16 protein-coding genes are annotated in these 18,494 nt (G+C 36.7%); 11 read left to right on the forward strand and 5 right to left on the reverse strand.

The annotated features are described in order from the left end of the window. From obgE to WJN01_RS01295, 3 genes are all read right to left on the reverse strand, one after another. A complete protein-coding gene (obgE, locus tag WJN01_RS01285; RefSeq protein ID WP_445195348.1) occupies positions 1 to 999 on the reverse strand; it encodes a GTPase ObgE in 999 nt (332 codons plus the stop codon). A gap of 187 nt (positions 1,000 to 1,186) precedes the next feature. After that, the gene (locus WJN01_RS01290) at positions 1,187 to 1,600 is read right to left on the reverse strand and encodes a hypothetical protein (RefSeq protein ID WP_445195349.1); all 414 of its coding nucleotides are present in this window, start codon (positions 1,598 to 1,600) and stop codon (positions 1,187 to 1,189) included. A 45-nt stretch (positions 1,601 to 1,645) separates the two neighbouring features. Then, complete coding sequence (locus WJN01_RS01295) at positions 1,646 to 2,755, reverse strand: adenylate kinase (RefSeq protein ID WP_445195350.1); 1,110 nt, start codon at positions 2,753 to 2,755, stop codon at positions 1,646 to 1,648. Positions 2,756 to 2,895: 140 nt separating this feature from the next. On the opposite strand from WJN01_RS01295, the gene WJN01_RS01300 reads away from it, so the two are divergent. The 3 genes from WJN01_RS01300 (at position 2,896) to WJN01_RS01310 (ending at position 6,731) form a co-directional block, all read left to right on the forward strand. After that, positions 2,896 to 4,050 (forward strand): 5-(carboxyamino)imidazole ribonucleotide synthase, encoded by a 1,155-nt coding sequence (locus WJN01_RS01300; protein WP_445195351.1) that lies wholly within the window; start codon positions 2,896 to 2,898, stop codon positions 4,048 to 4,050. Positions 4,051 to 4,052: 2 nt separating this feature from the next. Next, entirely contained in the window at positions 4,053 to 4,535 is a 483-nt protein-coding gene (gene purE / locus WJN01_RS01305; RefSeq protein WP_445195352.1) for a 5-(carboxyamino)imidazole ribonucleotide mutase, read from the forward strand. Between the two features lie 147 nt (positions 4,536 to 4,682). Beyond that, complete coding sequence (locus tag WJN01_RS01310) at positions 4,683 to 6,731, forward strand: M3 family metallopeptidase (protein WP_445195353.1); 2,049 nt, start codon at positions 4,683 to 4,685, stop codon at positions 6,729 to 6,731. Positions 6,732 to 6,757: 26 nt separating this feature from the next. On the opposite strand, the gene WJN01_RS01315 is transcribed toward WJN01_RS01310, so the two are convergent. Continuing rightward, on the reverse strand, positions 6,758 to 7,597 hold the full coding sequence (locus tag WJN01_RS01315; protein WP_445195354.1) for an aldo/keto reductase: 840 nt from the start codon (positions 7,595 to 7,597) through the stop codon (positions 6,758 to 6,760). A 261-nt stretch (positions 7,598 to 7,858) separates the two neighbouring features. Here WJN01_RS01315 and WJN01_RS01320 point away from each other — a divergent pair, with 261 nt between their 5' ends. Beyond that, positions 7,859 to 8,413 (forward strand): sigma-70 family RNA polymerase sigma factor, encoded by a 555-nt coding sequence (locus tag WJN01_RS01320; RefSeq protein WP_445195355.1) that lies wholly within the window; start codon positions 7,859 to 7,861, stop codon positions 8,411 to 8,413. 174 nt (positions 8,414 to 8,587) lie between these two features. On the opposite strand, the gene WJN01_RS01325 is transcribed toward WJN01_RS01320, so the two are convergent. Beyond that, positions 8,588 to 9,508, reverse strand: coding sequence for a UbiA prenyltransferase family protein (locus WJN01_RS01325; RefSeq protein WP_445195356.1), 921 nt, complete (start codon positions 9,506 to 9,508; stop codon positions 8,588 to 8,590). Positions 9,509 to 9,629: 121 nt separating this feature from the next. Between WJN01_RS01325 and gcvP the strand changes: the two genes are divergently transcribed. The 7 genes from gcvP (at position 9,630) to WJN01_RS01360 (ending at position 18,428) form a co-directional block, all read left to right on the forward strand. Beyond that, positions 9,630 to 12,473 (forward strand): aminomethyl-transferring glycine dehydrogenase, encoded by a 2,844-nt coding sequence (gene gcvP, locus WJN01_RS01330; RefSeq protein ID WP_445195357.1) that lies wholly within the window; start codon positions 9,630 to 9,632, stop codon positions 12,471 to 12,473. Between the two features lie 106 nt (positions 12,474 to 12,579). Then, positions 12,580 to 13,638, forward strand: coding sequence for a 3-oxoacyl-ACP synthase III family protein (locus tag WJN01_RS01335; RefSeq protein ID WP_445195358.1), 1,059 nt, complete (start codon positions 12,580 to 12,582; stop codon positions 13,636 to 13,638). An 8-nt stretch (positions 13,639 to 13,646) separates the two neighbouring features. Further along, a complete protein-coding gene (locus tag WJN01_RS01340) occupies positions 13,647 to 14,165 on the forward strand; it encodes a class I SAM-dependent methyltransferase (RefSeq protein ID WP_370477864.1) in 519 nt (172 codons plus the stop codon). Positions 14,166 to 14,236: 71 nt separating this feature from the next. Then, positions 14,237 to 15,418 carry a glycosyltransferase gene (locus WJN01_RS01345; RefSeq protein WP_445195359.1) on the forward strand — a complete coding sequence of 394 codons (1,182 nt, stop codon included), beginning with the start codon at positions 14,237 to 14,239 and terminating at the stop codon, positions 15,416 to 15,418. A 128-nt stretch (positions 15,419 to 15,546) separates the two neighbouring features. Then, positions 15,547 to 16,134, forward strand: coding sequence for an acyltransferase (locus WJN01_RS01350; RefSeq protein ID WP_445195360.1), 588 nt, complete (start codon positions 15,547 to 15,549; stop codon positions 16,132 to 16,134). Then, positions 16,131 to 17,099, forward strand: coding sequence for a Gfo/Idh/MocA family oxidoreductase (locus WJN01_RS01355; RefSeq protein WP_445195361.1), 969 nt, complete (start codon positions 16,131 to 16,133; stop codon positions 17,097 to 17,099). Before WJN01_RS01350 ends, WJN01_RS01355 begins: the two co-directional genes overlap by 4 nt. A gap of 210 nt (positions 17,100 to 17,309) precedes the next feature. Next, complete coding sequence (locus WJN01_RS01360) at positions 17,310 to 18,428, forward strand: hypothetical protein (RefSeq protein WP_445195362.1); 1,119 nt, start codon at positions 17,310 to 17,312, stop codon at positions 18,426 to 18,428. Positions 18,429 to 18,494 lie beyond the last annotated feature (66 nt).

Genomic DNA, 18,494 nt, shown 5'->3' on the forward strand with positions numbered 1-18,494 from the left:
TTAATCATTTAGCATTTTCCAGAGGGTATCCTTTAATTCGGTAATCCCTTTTTGTGCTACCGATGAAATAAACAAATACGGAATGGGCAGTTCTTTGTCCAATTCTTTTTTCAATTCCGCCTTTAGTTCATCATCAAGCATATCACTTTTTGAAATGGCAATTAAGCGCTCTTTGTCCAACATTTCTGGGTTGTAGCGCCGAAGTTCATCCAACAAAATATCGTACTGCTTTTTAATGTCTTTGGCATCAGCAGGAATTAAAAACAGAAGTACCGAATTGCGCTCTATGTGGCGTAAAAAGTAATGTCCTAGCCCCTTCCCTTCCGCAGCACCTTCAATAATTCCGGGAATATCTGCCATGACGAAGGTTTGAAAATCCCGGTATTTCACAATACCTAAATTGGGTTTTAAGGTGGTGAATTCGTAATCGGCAATTTTAGGCCTAGCAGACGTGATTACCGAGAGCAACGTTGATTTTCCGGCATTTGGAAAGCCCACCAATCCCACATCGGCAAGTACCTTAAGTTCCATGGTAATGTACTTTTCTTCCATGGGCAAACCGGGCTGTGCATATCGAGGCGTTTGGTTTGTGGCCGTTTTAAAGTGCCAGTTTCCCAGTCCGCCTTTACCACCTTCCGCAAGTATTTTTTCTTCACCGTCTTTGGTTATTTCAAAAATGATGTTGTTGGTTTCCGTATCCCGAACCACAGTTCCCAAAGGCACGTCTATGTAAACATCTTCGCCATCAGCTCCAAAACTTCTGCCACTACTGCCGTGTTCGCCATGGCCAGCGCGAATGTGCTTCTTAAATTTTAAATGCAGAAGCGTCCAAAGATTTTCTTTTCCACGAACAATAACATGACCGCCACGACCACCATCACCACCATCAGGGCCTCCTTTGGCAACATATTTTTCGCGATGTAAATGTGCAGAGCCCTTGCCTCCGTTTCCGGATGCCACGTACATTTTTACGTAGTCTACAAAATTTCCTTCGGTCATTTTCTGTGTTTATTTTTTTTTGTGGAGTTGTTTAGTTGAGTTTTTCTAAACAAGCCCTAGTATAACCGTCAGTTATTGGATTAAAGTTAATAATTTTAGGTTTAGCAAAGAAGTAAGCAAATCCGAGTAGATTTGGACGTAGTCTAATCCCTGTAATTGTAATTCAACATTATTGCTCACTGGCTTTTTATTCCGCTTTATACTCAAATATTATTTTCGGTTTTACCTGTTCCGATTTTCCTTTCTGTATGAAAATATCCAACTTTTTATTGTACTTAATTGTTAAGGTGTCAAAATTTTTCCATTCAAAACTTACATCTTTAGGCTTTATAAATCCAGCACTTGCGGCAAAAATTGGTTCTGGTTCAACATTATTGTCACTGTTACATTCTGTTGCGTAAATGTGAATTGACCTATTTACAGTTGCATTCCCACTCATTTCAGTCATTTTTACTTTACGCAAACCTTCGAAATCGCATTCAGCATTTAATTCTATTTCTGTTGATTCCTCGAAAATATCAAAGTTTGCCATGAAAATAGCAATTCCGAATATGGAGAAAAGTCCGATTATTAAAACTCCTATTAGTATCTTCTTTATCAAGTTTTCGTGAGTTTCAGCTATATAAATAGCGAATAAACTTTTTAACTAAAGAGCATCAATAACACCACTCAATCGCTTGGTGATATCTTCAATGGAACCAACACCGTCAACACCAAAATATTTGTTTTGTGCGGAATAGTATTCCTTTAAAATGGCAGTTTTATCGTAATATTCCTTGATTCTATTTCTAATGATGGATTCATCGGCATCATCTGCCCTTCCACTGGTTTGTCCTCTTTTCAGCAAGCGCTCCACTAAAATTTCATCATCAACCTCTAAAGCAACCATGGCATTTATTTGCGAATCTTTGCTGTCCATAAGTTTATCTAAAGCTTCGGCCTGTGCATTGGTACGCGGAAATCCGTCAAAAATAAAACCTTTGGCATCGGCATTTTTTTCTACCTCAGCATTCAACATATCAATAGTTACTTGATCCGGAACCAATTCGCCTTTGTCCATATAAGATTTGGCCAACATGCCTAGCGCGGTTTCGTTTTTAATATTGAATCTAAAAACATCACCTGTTGAAATGTGCACTAAATTATACTTCTCTTTTAAAAATTCTGCTTGTGTTCCTTTACCTGCTCCCGGAGGACCAAATAGTACTAAGTTTGTCATGTGTTGCGTTTGTTTAATTTGATATACTTCTGGTAAATTTCTTCCCAATCCATCATAATCCAATCCGTAACCGACTATAAATTTATCGGGAATTTCAATACCAACATAATGTAGTTTAAAGTCTTTCTTGTAGGCCTCTGGTTTGTAAAAAAGTGTTGCGATCTTCAAGGACTTCACCTTTTCGTTCTTAAAAATGCGGTGCACTTCGGCCAGGGTTTTTCCAGAGTCAATAATATCCTCTAAAATAATAACAGTGCGCCCAGTTAAATCTTGGGTCAGGCCAATTAAACGCTGAATGTCTTCAGACGATTTCAAACCTTCATAAGACGCCAATTTAATAAAAGTAACCTCGCAAGTGTTTGGATACTTTTTTACAAAATCACTGGTTAGCATAAACGATCCATTCAAAATGCCTACAAATACTGGGATTTCATCACCCACATCTTTAGCAATTTGGTCTGCCATGTGCTGCAAAGCCTCATCTATTTGCTTAGCCGAAATAAATGGCTTAAAATATTTATCATGTAGCTTTATCACGGTTACTATTTTTTGAAAGTTGCAAAGATAATCAATAGAATCTCGATTATCTCTTTTTTGATTTATGATTTGGGAACTAATTTAAGATTTAAGTGTATTTTTGCGAAACATTTACGCGATTTTAGTTAATTTTTGTTCAAATGAATTATTTCTCCTCAAATTTTAAACTTGGTATTCTTGGCGGTGGCCAACTCGGTAAAATGCTACTTTACAACACTAGAAAATTTGATATTTATACCTGTGTTTTAGAGGCCGCTGAAGATGCACCGTGTAAAATTGCCTGCGATGAATTTCATCTGGGAAATTTATTGGATTATGATGCTGTTTACAATTTTGGAAAGCAGGTTGATGTATTGACTATTGAAATTGAGAATGTAAATGTTGATGCCTTGGAAGACCTTGAAAAGGAAGGCGTAAAGGTATACCCATCTTCTAAAACATTACAAACCATTCAAAATAAAGCGAAACAAAAGCTGTTTTATGTGGACCACAATTTGCCTACAGCACCCTTTTCACGTTTTGCGTATTTATCAGAAATTGAAGATGCCATAAATAACGGAGGCCTAAATTTTCCTTTTGTTTGGAAAGCTGCCCAGTTTGGTTACGATGGCAATGGCGTGAAGGTTGTTAGAAAACTTTCAGATTTGGAAGGACTACCAAAGGGTGAATGCATTGCTGAAACCTTGGTGCCATTTAAAAACGAGCTTGCCGTTATTGTTGCCCGAAATGCATCAGGTGAAACCAAAACCTATCCAGTGGTAGAAATGGAATTCCACCCTGAAGCCAACCAAGTGGAATATGTTATTTGCCCAGCAAGAATAGATGATAACGTCGCGAAAAAAGCTCAAGAGGTGGCTTTAAAAACCTCACAGGCATTTAACCATGTTGGGCTTTTGGCTGTTGAAATGTTTCAGACCAAAGATGACCAAATTTTAATAAATGAAGTAGCGCCACGTCCTCACAACTCAGGGCATCAAAGTATTGAGGCAAGCTACACATCGCAATTTGAACAGCACATCAGAGCCATTTTAAACTTGCCATTGGGCAGAACCGATAGTAAAGTTGGTGGTGTTATGGTAAATTTGGTAGGAGCTGAAGGTTATAAAGGCAACGTAGTTTACCAAAACATTGAAACCATTATGCACATGGATGGTGTTACCCCACATATTTACGGTAAAAAACAAACAAGGCCTTTCCGAAAAATGGGGCATGTAACCATCGTTAACGAGGATTTAAATGAAGCCAGAAAAATTGCCGAACAGGTAAAGAGCACAATAAAAGTTATAAGTGAATAATTATGAGTAAAGTAGGAGTTATTATGGGAAGCAAAAGCGATCTTCCTGTTATGCAAGATGCCATAGACGTCTTAAAAGGTTTTGATATTGAAGTTGAGGTAGATATTGTTTCGGCACATCGTACACCAGAAAAATTATTCGATTATGGTAAAAATGCCCACACTCGCGGCTTTTCAGTTATTGTTGCTGGCGCTGGTGGTGCCGCCCATTTACCTGGCATGATTGCATCGCTATCTCCTTTGCCTGTTATTGGTGTTCCTGTTAAAAGCAGCAATTCTATTGATGGATGGGACTCCGTTTTATCTATTTTGCAAATGCCTGGTGGGGTTCCTGTAGCCACTGTTGCCCTTAATGGTGCAAAAAACGCTGGTATTTTGGCAGCGCAAATTATTGGTGCAAGCGATAAATATGTACTCGATAAAATTGTAGCTTACAAAGAAGGCCTCAAAATTAAAGTTCACGAATCTGCAAAGGATTTGAAATAAAAAAGCCCCGAATAAAATTCAGGGCTTTCCAGCTATTAACAAATAAATCTCATGAGTTAGTCACTCTTCTTATTGTCGCGGGCAAAAATAGAAAAATTTTATTATGCGCGCACAGCAAACACAATATTTAACACATTATTTGAAAAAATGATAAAAAAATCGCTGATTACTCCATTTAAAACCAAATATAATACGCCTCCGTTCACAAAAATTGAAAACGATGATTTTCTTCCTACTTTTAAAGAAGCCATCAAAATGGCCAAAGAAGAGATTGATACCATCGTCAACAACCCAGAGCTTCCTACATTTGAAAATACCATTGAGGCTTTAGATTTCTCTGGTGAGCAATTGGATAGAATATCAAGCATTTTTTTCAATTTAAATTCTGCCGAAACCAATGAGACCATCCAAAAAATTGCTCAAGAAGTTTCTCCTTTATTATCAGAATTCAGTAACGATATCACTTTAAATGAAGATTTATTCAAACGTGTTAAATCTGTTTACAACTCAAAAAACACTCTAAATTTAACTACTGAGCAAGAAACGCTGCTCGATAAAAAGTATAAAAGTTTTTCAAGAAACGGTGCTAATTTACAGGAAGACAAAAAGAAAGAGCTAAGGGAAATTGATAAAAAATTAAGTCAGTTAAAATTGAAATTTGGTGAAAATGTTTTGGCCGAAACCAACAAATTTGAAATGCTGATAACAGATGAAGTCAATTTATCTGGCCTTCCAGAAGGCGCTATTGAAGCAGCAAAACAATTGGCCGAAAGCAAAGACAAAGAAGGTTGGTTATTCACATTGGACTACCCGAGCTATATTCCGTTCATGACTTATGCCGATAATCGCGATCTGCGCAAAAAACTGGCTTTGGCCGCAGGTGCAAAAAGTTTTAAAGGTGATACATTGGACAATCAAAACATCGTGCTCGACATTATAAAGTTAAGACATCAACGCGCTCAATTGTTAGGCTATAAAACGCACGCACATTTTGTTCTTGAAGAACGTATGGCAGAGATACCTGAAAAGGTTCAATCGTTTTTGGATGAACTGCTGGAAAAAGCGAAGCCAGCCGCAGAACGTGAATTTAAGAACCTCGAAAACTTCGCAAAAGGTTTGGACGGCATAGACCATCTTGAAAAATGGGATGGCGCTTATTATTCTGAAAAATTAAAACAAAAGCTGTTCAATCTTGATGACGAATTACTAAAACCTTATTTCAAATTGGAAAATGTAATTAAAGGTTCGTTTGTTATTGCCAATAAATTATTCGATTTGAATTTTGAGGAAATCCATGATATTGACAAATATCATGAAGATGTTTTAACTTATAAAGTAACCGATAGCAAAGGTAATTTGGTTTCCATTTTTTATGCCGATTTTTTCCCAAGACCTGGTAAACGCAATGGTGCTTGGATGACATCATACAAATCGCAATACATAAAAGATGGTGAAAATAGCAGACCGCAAGTTTCCATAGTTTGCAATTTCACGAAACCTACCAAAAGCAAACCATCGCTATTAACGTTTAACGAAGTAACCACCTTATTCCATGAATTTGGCCATGCGTTGCACGGCATGTTGGCCAATACCACTTACCCAAGCTTATCGGGAACTAGTGTTTATTGGGATTTCGTTGAGTTGCCTAGCCAAGTTATGGAAAACTGGTGTTATGAAAAGGAAGCCCTTGAATTATTTACCACGCATTATCAAACAGGCGAGGTAATCCCCATGGATTTGATTGAAAAAATAAAAGAGTCGGCTACATTCCACGAAGGCATGCAGACTCTACGCCAAATTAGTTTTGGATTGTTGGACATGAGCTGGCACGCAGGTGAGTCCCCAGATAAAATAAAAAATGTAAAAGCCCATGAACTCAAAGCCTTTAAAAGCACCCAACTTTATCCTGATGTTGCCGAAAATTGCATGAGCACCTCCTTTTCGCATATTTTTCAAGGTGGCTATTCATCAGGTTATTATAGTTATAAATGGGCCGAAGTTTTAGATGCCGATGCCTTTGAATATTTTAAGGAGGAAGGCATATTCAACAAAACCGTTGCCAATAAATTTAAGGATAATGTACTGTCGCAAGGTGGAACAGACAACCCAATGACGCTTTATAAACGCTTCCGCGGAAAAGAACCAGAACCAGAAGCTTTGTTGAAACGAGCGGGATTAATTGAGTTAAACAAATAAGGCAGCAAAGCAGTTAAGTCAAACACTTACAACTTTTTTAAGTAGGCAACCATTAATTCCCTCGTACGTTTATCTGGCATGGGACCATAACCAGACATCATGTTATCGATCATATGGTGGGGTTTTGAAGTTCCGGGAATAACGCAGGTAACCAATTCGTTGGATAAGATAAACTTAAGAAAATATTGTCCCCAACTTGTTATATTGAAGTCTTTTGCCCATAATGGTAAAGGTTTCCCTTTTACCATCCGAAACAAATTGCCACCTTCAAATGGACGGTTAATTAAAACAGCTGTTCTATGTTTTCTTATTACGTCAAACAAGGATTTTTCGGCGTGTCTTGATGATATTGAATAATTAAATTGCACAAAATCTGGATTTTCAGATTTTATTACTTTCTCTAAATCTGAATGGGCTACATCGGTGTAATGGGTAATGCCCCAGTATTTAATCTTCCCTTGTTCTTTCCAAGATTTGAGAGTTTTTACATGGGTTTTCCAATCCACCAGATTATGGATTTGCATTAAATCCATTTGTTGGCGCTTTAAAAGTTTTAAGGAATTTTCCATTTGGTTAATTCCAGCATCCCTGCCCACCGTCCAGACTTTGGTAGCGTAAAAAAAGCTTTTTGCGAAATCTGCATCAAAAGTTAAATCTCCAACAACGGCTTCTGAACTTCCATACATGGGTGAAGAATCAATAACTCGCCCACCGTAATTGTTCATTTTCGATAAGACCTCGGCGAGCACTTTTCGTTTTTCAACAGAATTGCCCACATCAAAAGATTGCCAAGTCCCTAAACCAACAACAGGCAGCCGTTGATTACTTAAAGGAATGGGGCGTTCTAAAATTTGCTCTTTTTCCATAAACGAAAAAAATATGGGGTATGCCATTAAGCCTAGGCCTGATAGACCATAGATTTTCAAAATATCTCTTCTATTATAACTTTCAGAAGTCAAACTTAATAATTTAATAAACGGGATTTTTTCTCTTAAATTTAATCAAAATAATTGATTGATTAATTTTAGTGAGAAATCATCATCATACATTCAAACTGCACAACTATTTGAATGACTAAAAAATCCATTTATTTATCCTATTTTTGAGAAAAGAAAAATTGCACGTTGATGCCAAGCCATGAAATAAATCCAAATAATTGGGTTGACCTTTATTCTGACTATCTTTTCAATTACACCATTTCGCGGGTTAGCGATAGGGTTATTGCGCAAGATTTGGTTCAGGATACATTTTTGGCAGGTTTAAAATCAATGAAAAATTTTAAAGGGGAAGCAAGCGAACGCACTTGGCTCATCTCCATCTTAAAACGAAAAATCATTGATTATTATCGAAAAATAAATTCGAACAAAGGAAAGGCCGAAGTTAGAATGACCTATAATTCAGATGATGAATCTGATGGCGATTGGTTGGAAGAGCGCGTGGCAGACCCCTTTGACAAAACAGCCGAAGACCAATTGGAAAACATGGAACTTGGGGAAGCCATCTATAATTGCTTGGAAAAATTACCTCAAAAACAGGCTGAGGTTTTTAAAATGAAAACCATACTTGGCCATGAAACCGAAACAATTTGTAATGAACTAAATATTACAGCGTCTAACCTTTGGGTAATAATTCACAGAGCGCGCACTGCTCTGGCAGACTGCCTAAAAGAAAACTGGTTTTAATTATGAGTGCAAAATTTAAGGTGTTTCTTCCTTGCGAAAAAGCAAACCATGTTTGCGATAAAACACAGTATAAAGAAGCCTCCCTTTGGGAAAAGATAAAACTAAATGTCCATTTAATTTATTGTAAAGCCTGTCGGGAATACACGAAAAACAATACCAAATTGACCAAATCGGTTAGAACTTCAAAAATAGAATGCCTGGACAAAAACTGCAAAGAGTCCATGAAAAAAGAGGTGGACAAAGCCATAAAAGAACAATCCGCCTAAAAAAAAAAAGCAACAACCCTAGCCATAAAATTGGCAAAGCTTCCACCCAAAAAGAGCTGTAATACTTCCCCTGTTCCATTTTTGAAAAAAGCACAAATAATGCTGTAACCATACAAATTGCGACTAATGGGATGATAAACCTAACGGACGTTTCATCTTTAAAAAATTCCGAAAGGATAACAAAAACCAACAACAAAATACCTAATTGTTTTGTCCGTTTAACACCTATTTTCTGTGGCACCGTGGCTAGTGCCAAACTATCGTACCTCAAGTCCCTAATTTCAAATGGCAACATGAATACAATCACCAAAGCAAAGCGCTGTATGCTTGTTATTAGCGCATCCATGTTTATAGGACAGTCATTTTCTATCAGGGGCAATAGCACCGTAACACCACTCCATGTTATTGCAATTAAATAAATTTTAAGGCCGCTAACCGTTCTTAAGCTCGACTTGCTACCCACGTACCAATCCTTTGGCAGAAATGGAATGGCATAAAAAAATGTAACAGTACCAAAACCAATGGCACTCAACAAGGTTTTCATCTGCATTTCAAAAGCAAAAAAACACATAAAGACAAAGGAGAAAAAAGAGAAAACCTGAACATATTTTAACCAATTTGTTAGACTTCTATGATGAAATTTAACCAACCCAAAAAACTTAACAAAATTATATCCGGTAATGGACGAAAAGAACAGAAATAGCAATGTAGCTTTATCAACGGAAATGTCAAATTCAAAAAAAGTAACGCAAGCCAAGGAAACAACGGCCAAAGCCACATGAATACTACTATTGATGTAAAAATTAAAAAGCTGTTTCAGCACCTTCATAAAGCAAAAGTAATCAAAGTGTTGATAAAGCCTTTAAACCGTTAAAAACTTATCTCGGCACTTGATTATGAGCATTAAATATTGTGTATTTTTGCACTTTGTATTTTAAATCGACTTTTGAATGAACACAAACGCTTTTGCACTGCGTCATTTAGGCCCTAGAGAAGATGACCAAAAACTTATGTTAAACACACTGGGATTAGATAGTTTAGACCAATTAATCTATGAAACCATCCCAGACGACATTCGATTAAAAAATAGCTTGAATCTTGACGAACCCATGACGGAACATGAATATTTATTGCACATTCATGAACTTTCAAAAAAGAACAAAGCGTATAAAACATATATTGGCTTGGGCTACCACCCTACCATAATGCCAGCCGTAATTCAGCGTAATATTCTTGAAAATCCGGGTTGGTATACGGCTTACACGCCATACCAAGCTGAAATTGCCCAAGGCAGATTGGAAGCCCTTTTAAATTTCCAGACCATGGTCATCGATTTAACCGGTATGGAAATTGCCAACGCTTCTTTGCTTGATGAAGGCACAGCAGCCGCTGAAGCCATGAGTTTGCTTTTTGCAGTTCGGGAGCGCGAACAGAAAAAGGAAAACATCAATAAGTTTTTTGTTTCCGAAAACATTTTACCCCAAACACTATCCGTTCTTGAAACAAGAGCAAACCCAATTGGCATTGAATTGGTAGTTGGTAAAGAGGATGAATTTGATTTCTCCAAAGAATTCTTCGGAGCCATTTTACAATATCCAGGCAAAGACGGACAAATCACCGATATTAAATCGTTTATACAGGAAGCCAACAATGCCCAAATAAAGGTTGCTGTTGCTGCCGATATTTTAAGTTTGGTAAAGCTCGAGGCACCAGGTAAATTCGGAGCTGATGTTGTGGTAGGTACTACCCAACGTTTTGGTATTCCTATGGGTTATGGCGGTCCCCACGCTGCTTATTTTGCGACTAAAGAAGCTTACAAACGTGATTTGCCAGGACGTATTATTGGAGTCACCAAAGACGCGAATGGCAACCGTGCACTACGTATGGCGCTTCAAACGCGAGAGCAGCATATAAAACGAGATAAAGCCACCTCTAACATCTGTACTGCTCAGGTGCTTTTGGCCGTTATGGCCAGCATGTATGCCGTTTACCACGGCCCAAAAGGGTTGAAGTTTATTGCTAATCAAGTCCATAACAAAACTGTAACCTTAGCCCATGTTTTGGAAAAATTGGGTTACAAACAAATCAACACCTCATACTTTGATACGCTTCAAATAAAAACAAAGGCAAAAAAAATAAAGAAGGTTGCCACTGAAAAAAAGGTGAATTTATATTATCCTGATAAGGAAACAGTAACCATTTCAGTGAATGAAACAACCTCAATAAGAGATCTTAATTATTTGATTGCTGTTTTTGCTGAAGGCGCAAAAAAGGAAACCATTGTCATTTCTGAAATTACTGAAGCTAACCATATTGAAGCGTCCTCAAAACGCTCAACGGAGTTTTTAACCGAACCCGTATTCAACACTTATCATTCTGAAACCGAATTGATGCGCTACATCAAATCTTTAGAGCGCAAAGATTTGGCCTTAAACCATTCCATGATTTCATTGGGCTCTTGCACCATGAAATTGAATGCCGCATCAGAAATGTTGCCTTTAAGTATTTACAAATGGGCCAACATTCATCCTTTTGCTCCGTTAAAACAAGCTAAAGGTTATCAAATCGTTCTAAAAGAACTGGAAGATCAACTTACCGAAATTACTGGTTTTGCAGCCACATCTTTGCAACCAAATTCTGGTGCTCAGGGTGAGTTTGCCGGACTCATGGTTATAAAAGCCTATCATGAATCGCGTGGAGACCACCATAGGAATATTTGTTTGATTCCATCCTCGGCACACGGCACAAATCCCGCAAGTGCTGTTATGGCGGGCATGAAAGTCATCGTAACCAAATCAACCGACGAAGGCAACATTGATGTTGACGATTTACGTGAAAAAGCAGAATTGCATAAAGATAATTTATCGGCTTTAATGGTAACCTATCCGTCCACGCACGGTGTTTATGAATCAGCGATAAAAGAAATCACAAAAATCATCCATGATAATGGTGGGCAAGTTTACATGGATGGCGCCAACATGAATGCGCAAGTAGGATTAACCAACCCAGGAAATATTGGTGCCGATGTGTGCCACCTTAACCTGCACAAAACTTTTGCCATTCCACATGGTGGTGGTGGTCCGGGTGTTGGCCCTATTTGTGTGGCCAAACAACTCGTTCCTTTTTTACCTGGAAACCCAGTTTTAAAAACGGGAGGCGAAAAAGCCATTGCCGCAATTTCTGCAGCGCCGTTTGGTTCGGCCTTGGCTTGTTTGATTTCCTATGGATATATAAAAATGCTGGGGGCTGAAGGTTTAACAGAGTCTACCAAAGTAGCCATTTTAAATGCCAACTATATCAAGCACCGATTGGAAGGAAGCTATAACACTCTTTACTCTGGTGAACGAGGCAGAGCTGCTCACGAAATGATTGTAGATTGTCGTCCCTTTAAGGCCAATGGCATAGAAGTGACCGATATTGCCAAACGATTGATGGATTACGGATTCCATGCACCAACAGTTTCTTTCCCCGTAGCCGGAACGCTCATGATTGAGCCCACTGAAAGTGAAAGCAAAGCTGAACTGGACCGTTTTTGCGATGCCATGATTTCAATTAAAAAAGAAATCGATAATGCGTCTAAAGAAGACGCGAACAATGTACTAAAAAATGCACCGCATACTTTAGCCATGGTAACCGCCAACGATTGGCATTTCCCATATTCGCGAGAAGAAGCAGCCTTTCCTTTAGAATACATTAAGAATAATAAATTTTGGCCAAGCGTTCGACGTGTTGATGACGCTTATGGAGACAGGAATTTAATTTGCTCGTGCACACCAATTGAGGCTTATGCCTAGGCATAAAACGAGAGTTGAACATCGTAAATTCCAATAGTATCAAATTGGCATTTTGTAAAAAGCAATTATCTTGCCCTGTACTAAAATATTTAAGGCAAATTGATTTATGAATATTAAGATAACGGGTACTGGCAGCTACATTCCCAGCACTGTTGAGAAGAACACGGCTTTTCATAACCATGTTTTTTTAAATACTGATGGTTCAGAAATAAACTCACCCAACGAAGTTATTGTTGAAAAATTTAAAGAGATTACCGGTATAGCTGAACGTCGTTATGCTAAGAATCATTTAAACTCATCAGACCTCGGTTTTTTTGCTGCTGAAAAAGCCATTGAAGACGCCAAAATAGACCCCGAAACCATAGATTATATCATCGTCGCACACAATTTTGGCGATGTAAAATACAACACCATACAAAGTGACATGTTGCCTTCGTTGGCATCAAGGATTAAGCATAGTTTGCGCATTAAAAACCCCAAATGTATAGCTTATGATATTTTGTTTGGGTGTCCAGGCTGGGTGGAAGGTGTTATACAAGCCAAAGCCTTTATAAAAGCGGGCATGGCAAAACGCTGTTTGGTTATTGGTACCGAAACCCTATCACGTGTAACCGATAAGCACGACAGAGACGCCATGATTTTTTCCGATGGTGCAGGTGCCACAATAGTTGAAGCCACTAAAGAAGAAGGAGGCATATTGGCACATGAAACGGCCAGCTTTACCTATGACGAGGCTTATTATTTGTTCTTCGGAAAATCCAATAATCCTCAATTGGACAAAGATACCCGTTACATTAAAATGGACGGGCGAAAAATTTACGAGTTCGCTCTTACACAAGTGCCTCAAGCCATGAAAACTTGTTTGGACAACAGCGGTTTTGGGATAAAAGATGTTAAAAAGATTTTCATACATCAGGCCAATGAAAAAATGGATGAAGCCATTTTGAAGCGTTTTTATCGTCTTTACAAAACTGAGATTCCCAAAAATATAATGCCCATGAGCATTCAAAAACTAGGGAATAGTTCGGTGGCCACAGTACCTACATTACTTGATTTGGTAAAACGCAACCAACTTGAAAACCATAATCTAAATAAGGGAGATATTGTTATTTTTGCAAGTGTTGGTGCTGGCATGCATATCAATGCCATAACGTATCAATTTTAGTAAAAACAATGTACGATAGAACTTATAAAAAGCGTTTTAAATACACTTTAGAATTTTTGAAAGAACACGTTTCCAACAAAGAAACCATTTTAGACCTAGGAGTTGAAAATCATTTTTCAGACATCATGAAACAAAATGGTTTTAAGGTTGAAAACACTAAAGGAGAAGACTTAGATATTGACACTTCGACTATTGAACATTCTAAAGCAGAAATTGTTACGGCTTTTGAAATTTTTGAACATTTACTTTCTCCATTTACCGTTTTAAAATCCATAAAATCGGACAAATTGGTTGCCAGTATCCCATTAAGATTATGGTTTTCTTCAGCTTACAAAAGCAAAACGGACATGTTAGACAGACATTATCATGAATTTGAAGATTGGCAATTTGACTGGCTTTTGGAAAAAACCGGATGGAAGATTATTGATAGAAAAAAATGGACTAATCCGACCCGAAAAATTGGTTTTCGTCCTATTTTAAGGTGGTTTACCCCAAGATATTACATTGTATATGCAGAACGGATTTAAGCCTTGAGCATCTTTTCTACTTTTAAATCAATAAAACCTATTCTCGCAATAATGATTTCTAATAGTTTTACATGAATATTGGAATAGTAGTCGATAACGAATTTGATAACGACCACAGGGTGCAAAAAGAAATACGTTTGTTATTGAACGAGGGCCACTCTATTTTTGTTTTGTGCTTCGATTTTAACAACGATTACAAAACCTATAACAACATAAAAGTTACAAGAATAAAAATCTTTAAAAAATTTAAAGATCTTCTTGTCCTTCTTCATACAAACTTTAGTTTTTATGAACGTTTATGGCAAAAAAACATTACCAATTTTATAAATAAAAATAAGATAGAAGCGCTTCATGTTCATGACCTCTACATGGCAAGAGCTAGCAAAAAAGGCATTAATAAAAGTCTTTATAGTATCCCCTTAACCTTGGACCTTCATGAAAATTATCCGGCTGCCATAAACTCTTATTTATGGGCTACAAAGGGATGGCGAAAATATGTTGTTCAACCAAAAAAATGGTACGCCAAAGAAGAGGAATATTTGAAATATGCCGACAATCTTGTAGTCTTAAGTGATTCTTTTAAAGAAAACTTAAAAGAGCGAATGCCTGCGTTAAAAAACATACCAATATATGTGCACCCAAATATGCCCGATTTTGAGAGCTTTCAGGATTTTGAAAAAAATGATTTTCCAGTGGAATTTGAACCTCCATCCCCTACCTTATTCTACTTTGGTGTAGTTGCTAAACGTCGTGGTATAATTGAACTTTTACCATGGATCATTGATATTCTAGAAAGTGGAAAACAATTCCATACTCTTATAATAGGTCCGATTGACAAGGCAGACAGAACCCGTTTCCAGTTGTACTTGAATCACAACATATTAAAGAACAACATTACGTATATTCCGTGGTCTGATGTTAAATATCTTCCATCCTACCTTAAAAAAATATCTATTGGGTTAGCCCCTTTTGAAGTAAATCCACAGCATGATTCTGGCGTTGCCAATAAATTGTTTCAATATATGTATGGCGAAATTCCCATATTGGCCACCAAAAGCAAAGCGCAAAAAGACCTTATTGAAAGTGCTGAATGTGGTTTGCTATATAAAACCCAAAACGATTTTAACGAGCAACTTTCAAAATTACTGGACAACCAAAAACTTAGAAGTCAATTGGGAGCAAATGGCAAAAAGAAATTATTGGAACTCTACAACAATAATGTAGACAGGCAATTTTTAAAGATATACAGATAAATAACTCCGTTACTTTCAAAATTAAAAAAGTTCTCTTCCAACAGAGAAACTCACCCACAACTTTTACAAAAGTTCCGTACTTTTAGGGTTTGTAACCAAAAATCATTTTATTTAAAAATCATTTTAACTTGAGCAATAAAACAAAGTATTTTGCACATCCAACTGCTGTCATAGAGGAATCATCCATAATTGGTGAATACACTAAAATTTGGCATTTTTCACATATCATGAAAGATTCCATAGTTGGAAACCAATGTAATATTGGCCAAAATGTGGTCATTTCTCCCAAAGTTATTATTGGTAATGGTGTAAAAATTCAAAATAATGTTTCTGTTTACACTGGAGTTATTTGCGAAGACGATGTATTTCTGGGCCCTTCAATGGTATTCACCAACGTCATTAACCCAAGAAGTTTTATAGTTCGGAAAGAAGAATTTATGGAAACCTATGTAGAAAAAGGCGCAACAATAGGAGCTAATGCAACTATTGTCTGTGGGAACAGAATAGGGGCTTATGCCATGATCGGGGCAGGTTCGGTCATCACCAAAGACGTTGCTCCCTATGCCCTCGTTATTGGAAACCCCGGTAAACAAATAGGTTGGGTAAGCAAAAATGGGCATAGACTTTTTTTTGAAAATAACGATGTAGCTGCTTGCCCAGAAAGTGGAGAAAAATATCAACTGAATAATTCTACAATTACCCCCATAGGAATATGAAAAAGTTTGCTTTAATGGGAGTTGCAGGTTTTGTAGCTCCAAGACATATACAGGCAATTAAGGAAACCAACAATGAACTTGTTGCGGCTTTCGACCCAAATGATAGTGTTGGCATTATAGATTCATATTTCCCAAAAACCCATTTTTTTACTGAGTTTGAGCGTTTCGATAGGCATCTGGAAAAACTAAGACTGGAAAAAGAAGAGCCTGTTGACTTTGTTTCAATTTGTACACCAAATTATTTGCACGATGCCCATATTAGGTTTGCCCTAAGAAATAATGCCGATGCCATCTGTGAAAAACCATTGGTTTTGAATCCATGGAACGCAGAGAAGTTAATGGTTATGGAACAGCAATCTTCGAATAAAATAAATACAATTTTGCAATTACGTTTACATCCTTCAATAGTTGCCTTAAAAGAAAAGATTGCCAACCAATCCAATGAAAAAATTCATGACATTGACTTGACATACATTACCTCAAGAGGCAATTGGTATTATGCCTCATGGAAAGGTTCTCTGGAAAAATCTGGCGGTATTTGTTCGAACATAGGTATACATTTTTTTGATATGCTTATTTGGATTTTTGGTGATGTTGTTAAAAACACTGTTCACCTCATGGAACACGATAGAGCCTCTGGAGTTCTCCAATTGAAAAACGCCAACATTCGCTGGTTTTTGTCTATAAATGAACAGGTTTTACCCGAATCGGCTAAGAAAAATGGAAAGCGCACCTTCAGAGAAATAACCATTGATAGTGAAAAATTTGAATTTAGTGATGGTTTTACAGACTTACACACGTTATCTTACAAAAACATACTCTCAGGGAATGGGTTCAATGTTTCCGAAACCTTGAAATCGTTAGAACTAGCATATAACTTAAGACATACAAAACCAGAAGCCTTAACTGGAGATTTTCACCCTATGGCCAAACTTCCAATTACAAACCACCCATTTTTCAAATAGCATTTATGAATCATGAATAAGGTAAATTTATCAGTAATTTGCGGAGGAAAGGGGTGTTAAAAAAGTTTGGTTAGCTAAAGCACCAACCTTGATACCATCTATGAACAATAAAAATAAAGCTCTGGAGTTTCAGCTTAAAACAAAATGACCACTCTGTTTTTTAATTATTAATTGTTGAACTATAAACTAAAGTTCACTACACTATTTGTTATGACAAATTTTAAAAAAGTATTTCTTTTATATCTATTATTTACTCTTACACCTGTTACTGCATTAGCTCATAAAGAAAAGGTATACAGTTTAGAAGGCACTATAGGTAATAGAGAAATAATTATGGAAATTCTTGATATTGATGGATATTATAGTGGCAGATACTCATTCCGTGATGAAAAAAAATCTAACTATCTGGAGGTAGAATACGATTCTATTACTTTTTGTTTCAATTTGTTGCGATACAATTTAGACACAAAAAATCGAGACTTACTTGAGCATATTGTTATAACTGAAGATTCGTTGAATAATTGGTCAGGGGAACAAAGAACTCCCGACGGAAAGATTCATAAGGTTTTTCTGCACCCTATTAAAATAATTCAATCTGAACCTCATGCCATAAAGAACGAAACAACAAGAGAGGAATTATCGCCGTATGATTATAGTCTGCTTAGTGATATAAAATATGAATCAACATCGATTCAAAAGTTCAAAAACGGGATAAAAATGGAATGGCTCACTGAAACAGGATCCCAAATTAAATTATTCCGAATCATTGAGGGGTTTTCAGATTCAACAATGGTTAAAATTAATAATTACCTTGAACGGTTTTTTATAAATGATATACTTAACGGCTATAGTTATAAATATTACGAAACAAAAATAAACATTAGCTATGTTACTCCTAATATAATCAGTATGGTAGAGTCAATAAAAAGTGATATTAGCAATACCAGAGCAAATACTTCTACTACGTATTTAACCCTGGATTTAAAAACACTTAAAAAATTAAGTCTTGAAGATTTACTTTGGCTGGGAGAAGGAAAAACCCCTCGTAATGGATCTAAAGAATATTTTACTTACAGACGTGAAGTTTTTGGAAAAAAAATAGAAAAATATATAAATGATTCCTATTCAAAGGAAATAAATAATTCAGAGTGTTCTTATTCTAACGAAAAGATTTTTCAATTTCCCGATTTTTATCTTTCTAAGAAAGGCATAGTTCTAATGTTTAATTATTATAAGCTTAGCAATGAGTGCAAAAAACAAACATGGGCAGTTCTGCGCTATAATGACTTTCCCAATAAATGGAATCTGGAATATTTCAACAAAAAATAAAAGAACAACCTCCTTTTGGTTTTTAACTCAAAATAGATGATTTTGGACTGATTATCAAATAACAGC

Source organism: Tamlana sedimenti (assembly GCF_038148895.1).
In the GTDB taxonomy this organism is placed as follows: Bacteria; Bacteroidota; Bacteroidia; order Flavobacteriales; family Flavobacteriaceae; genus Tamlana.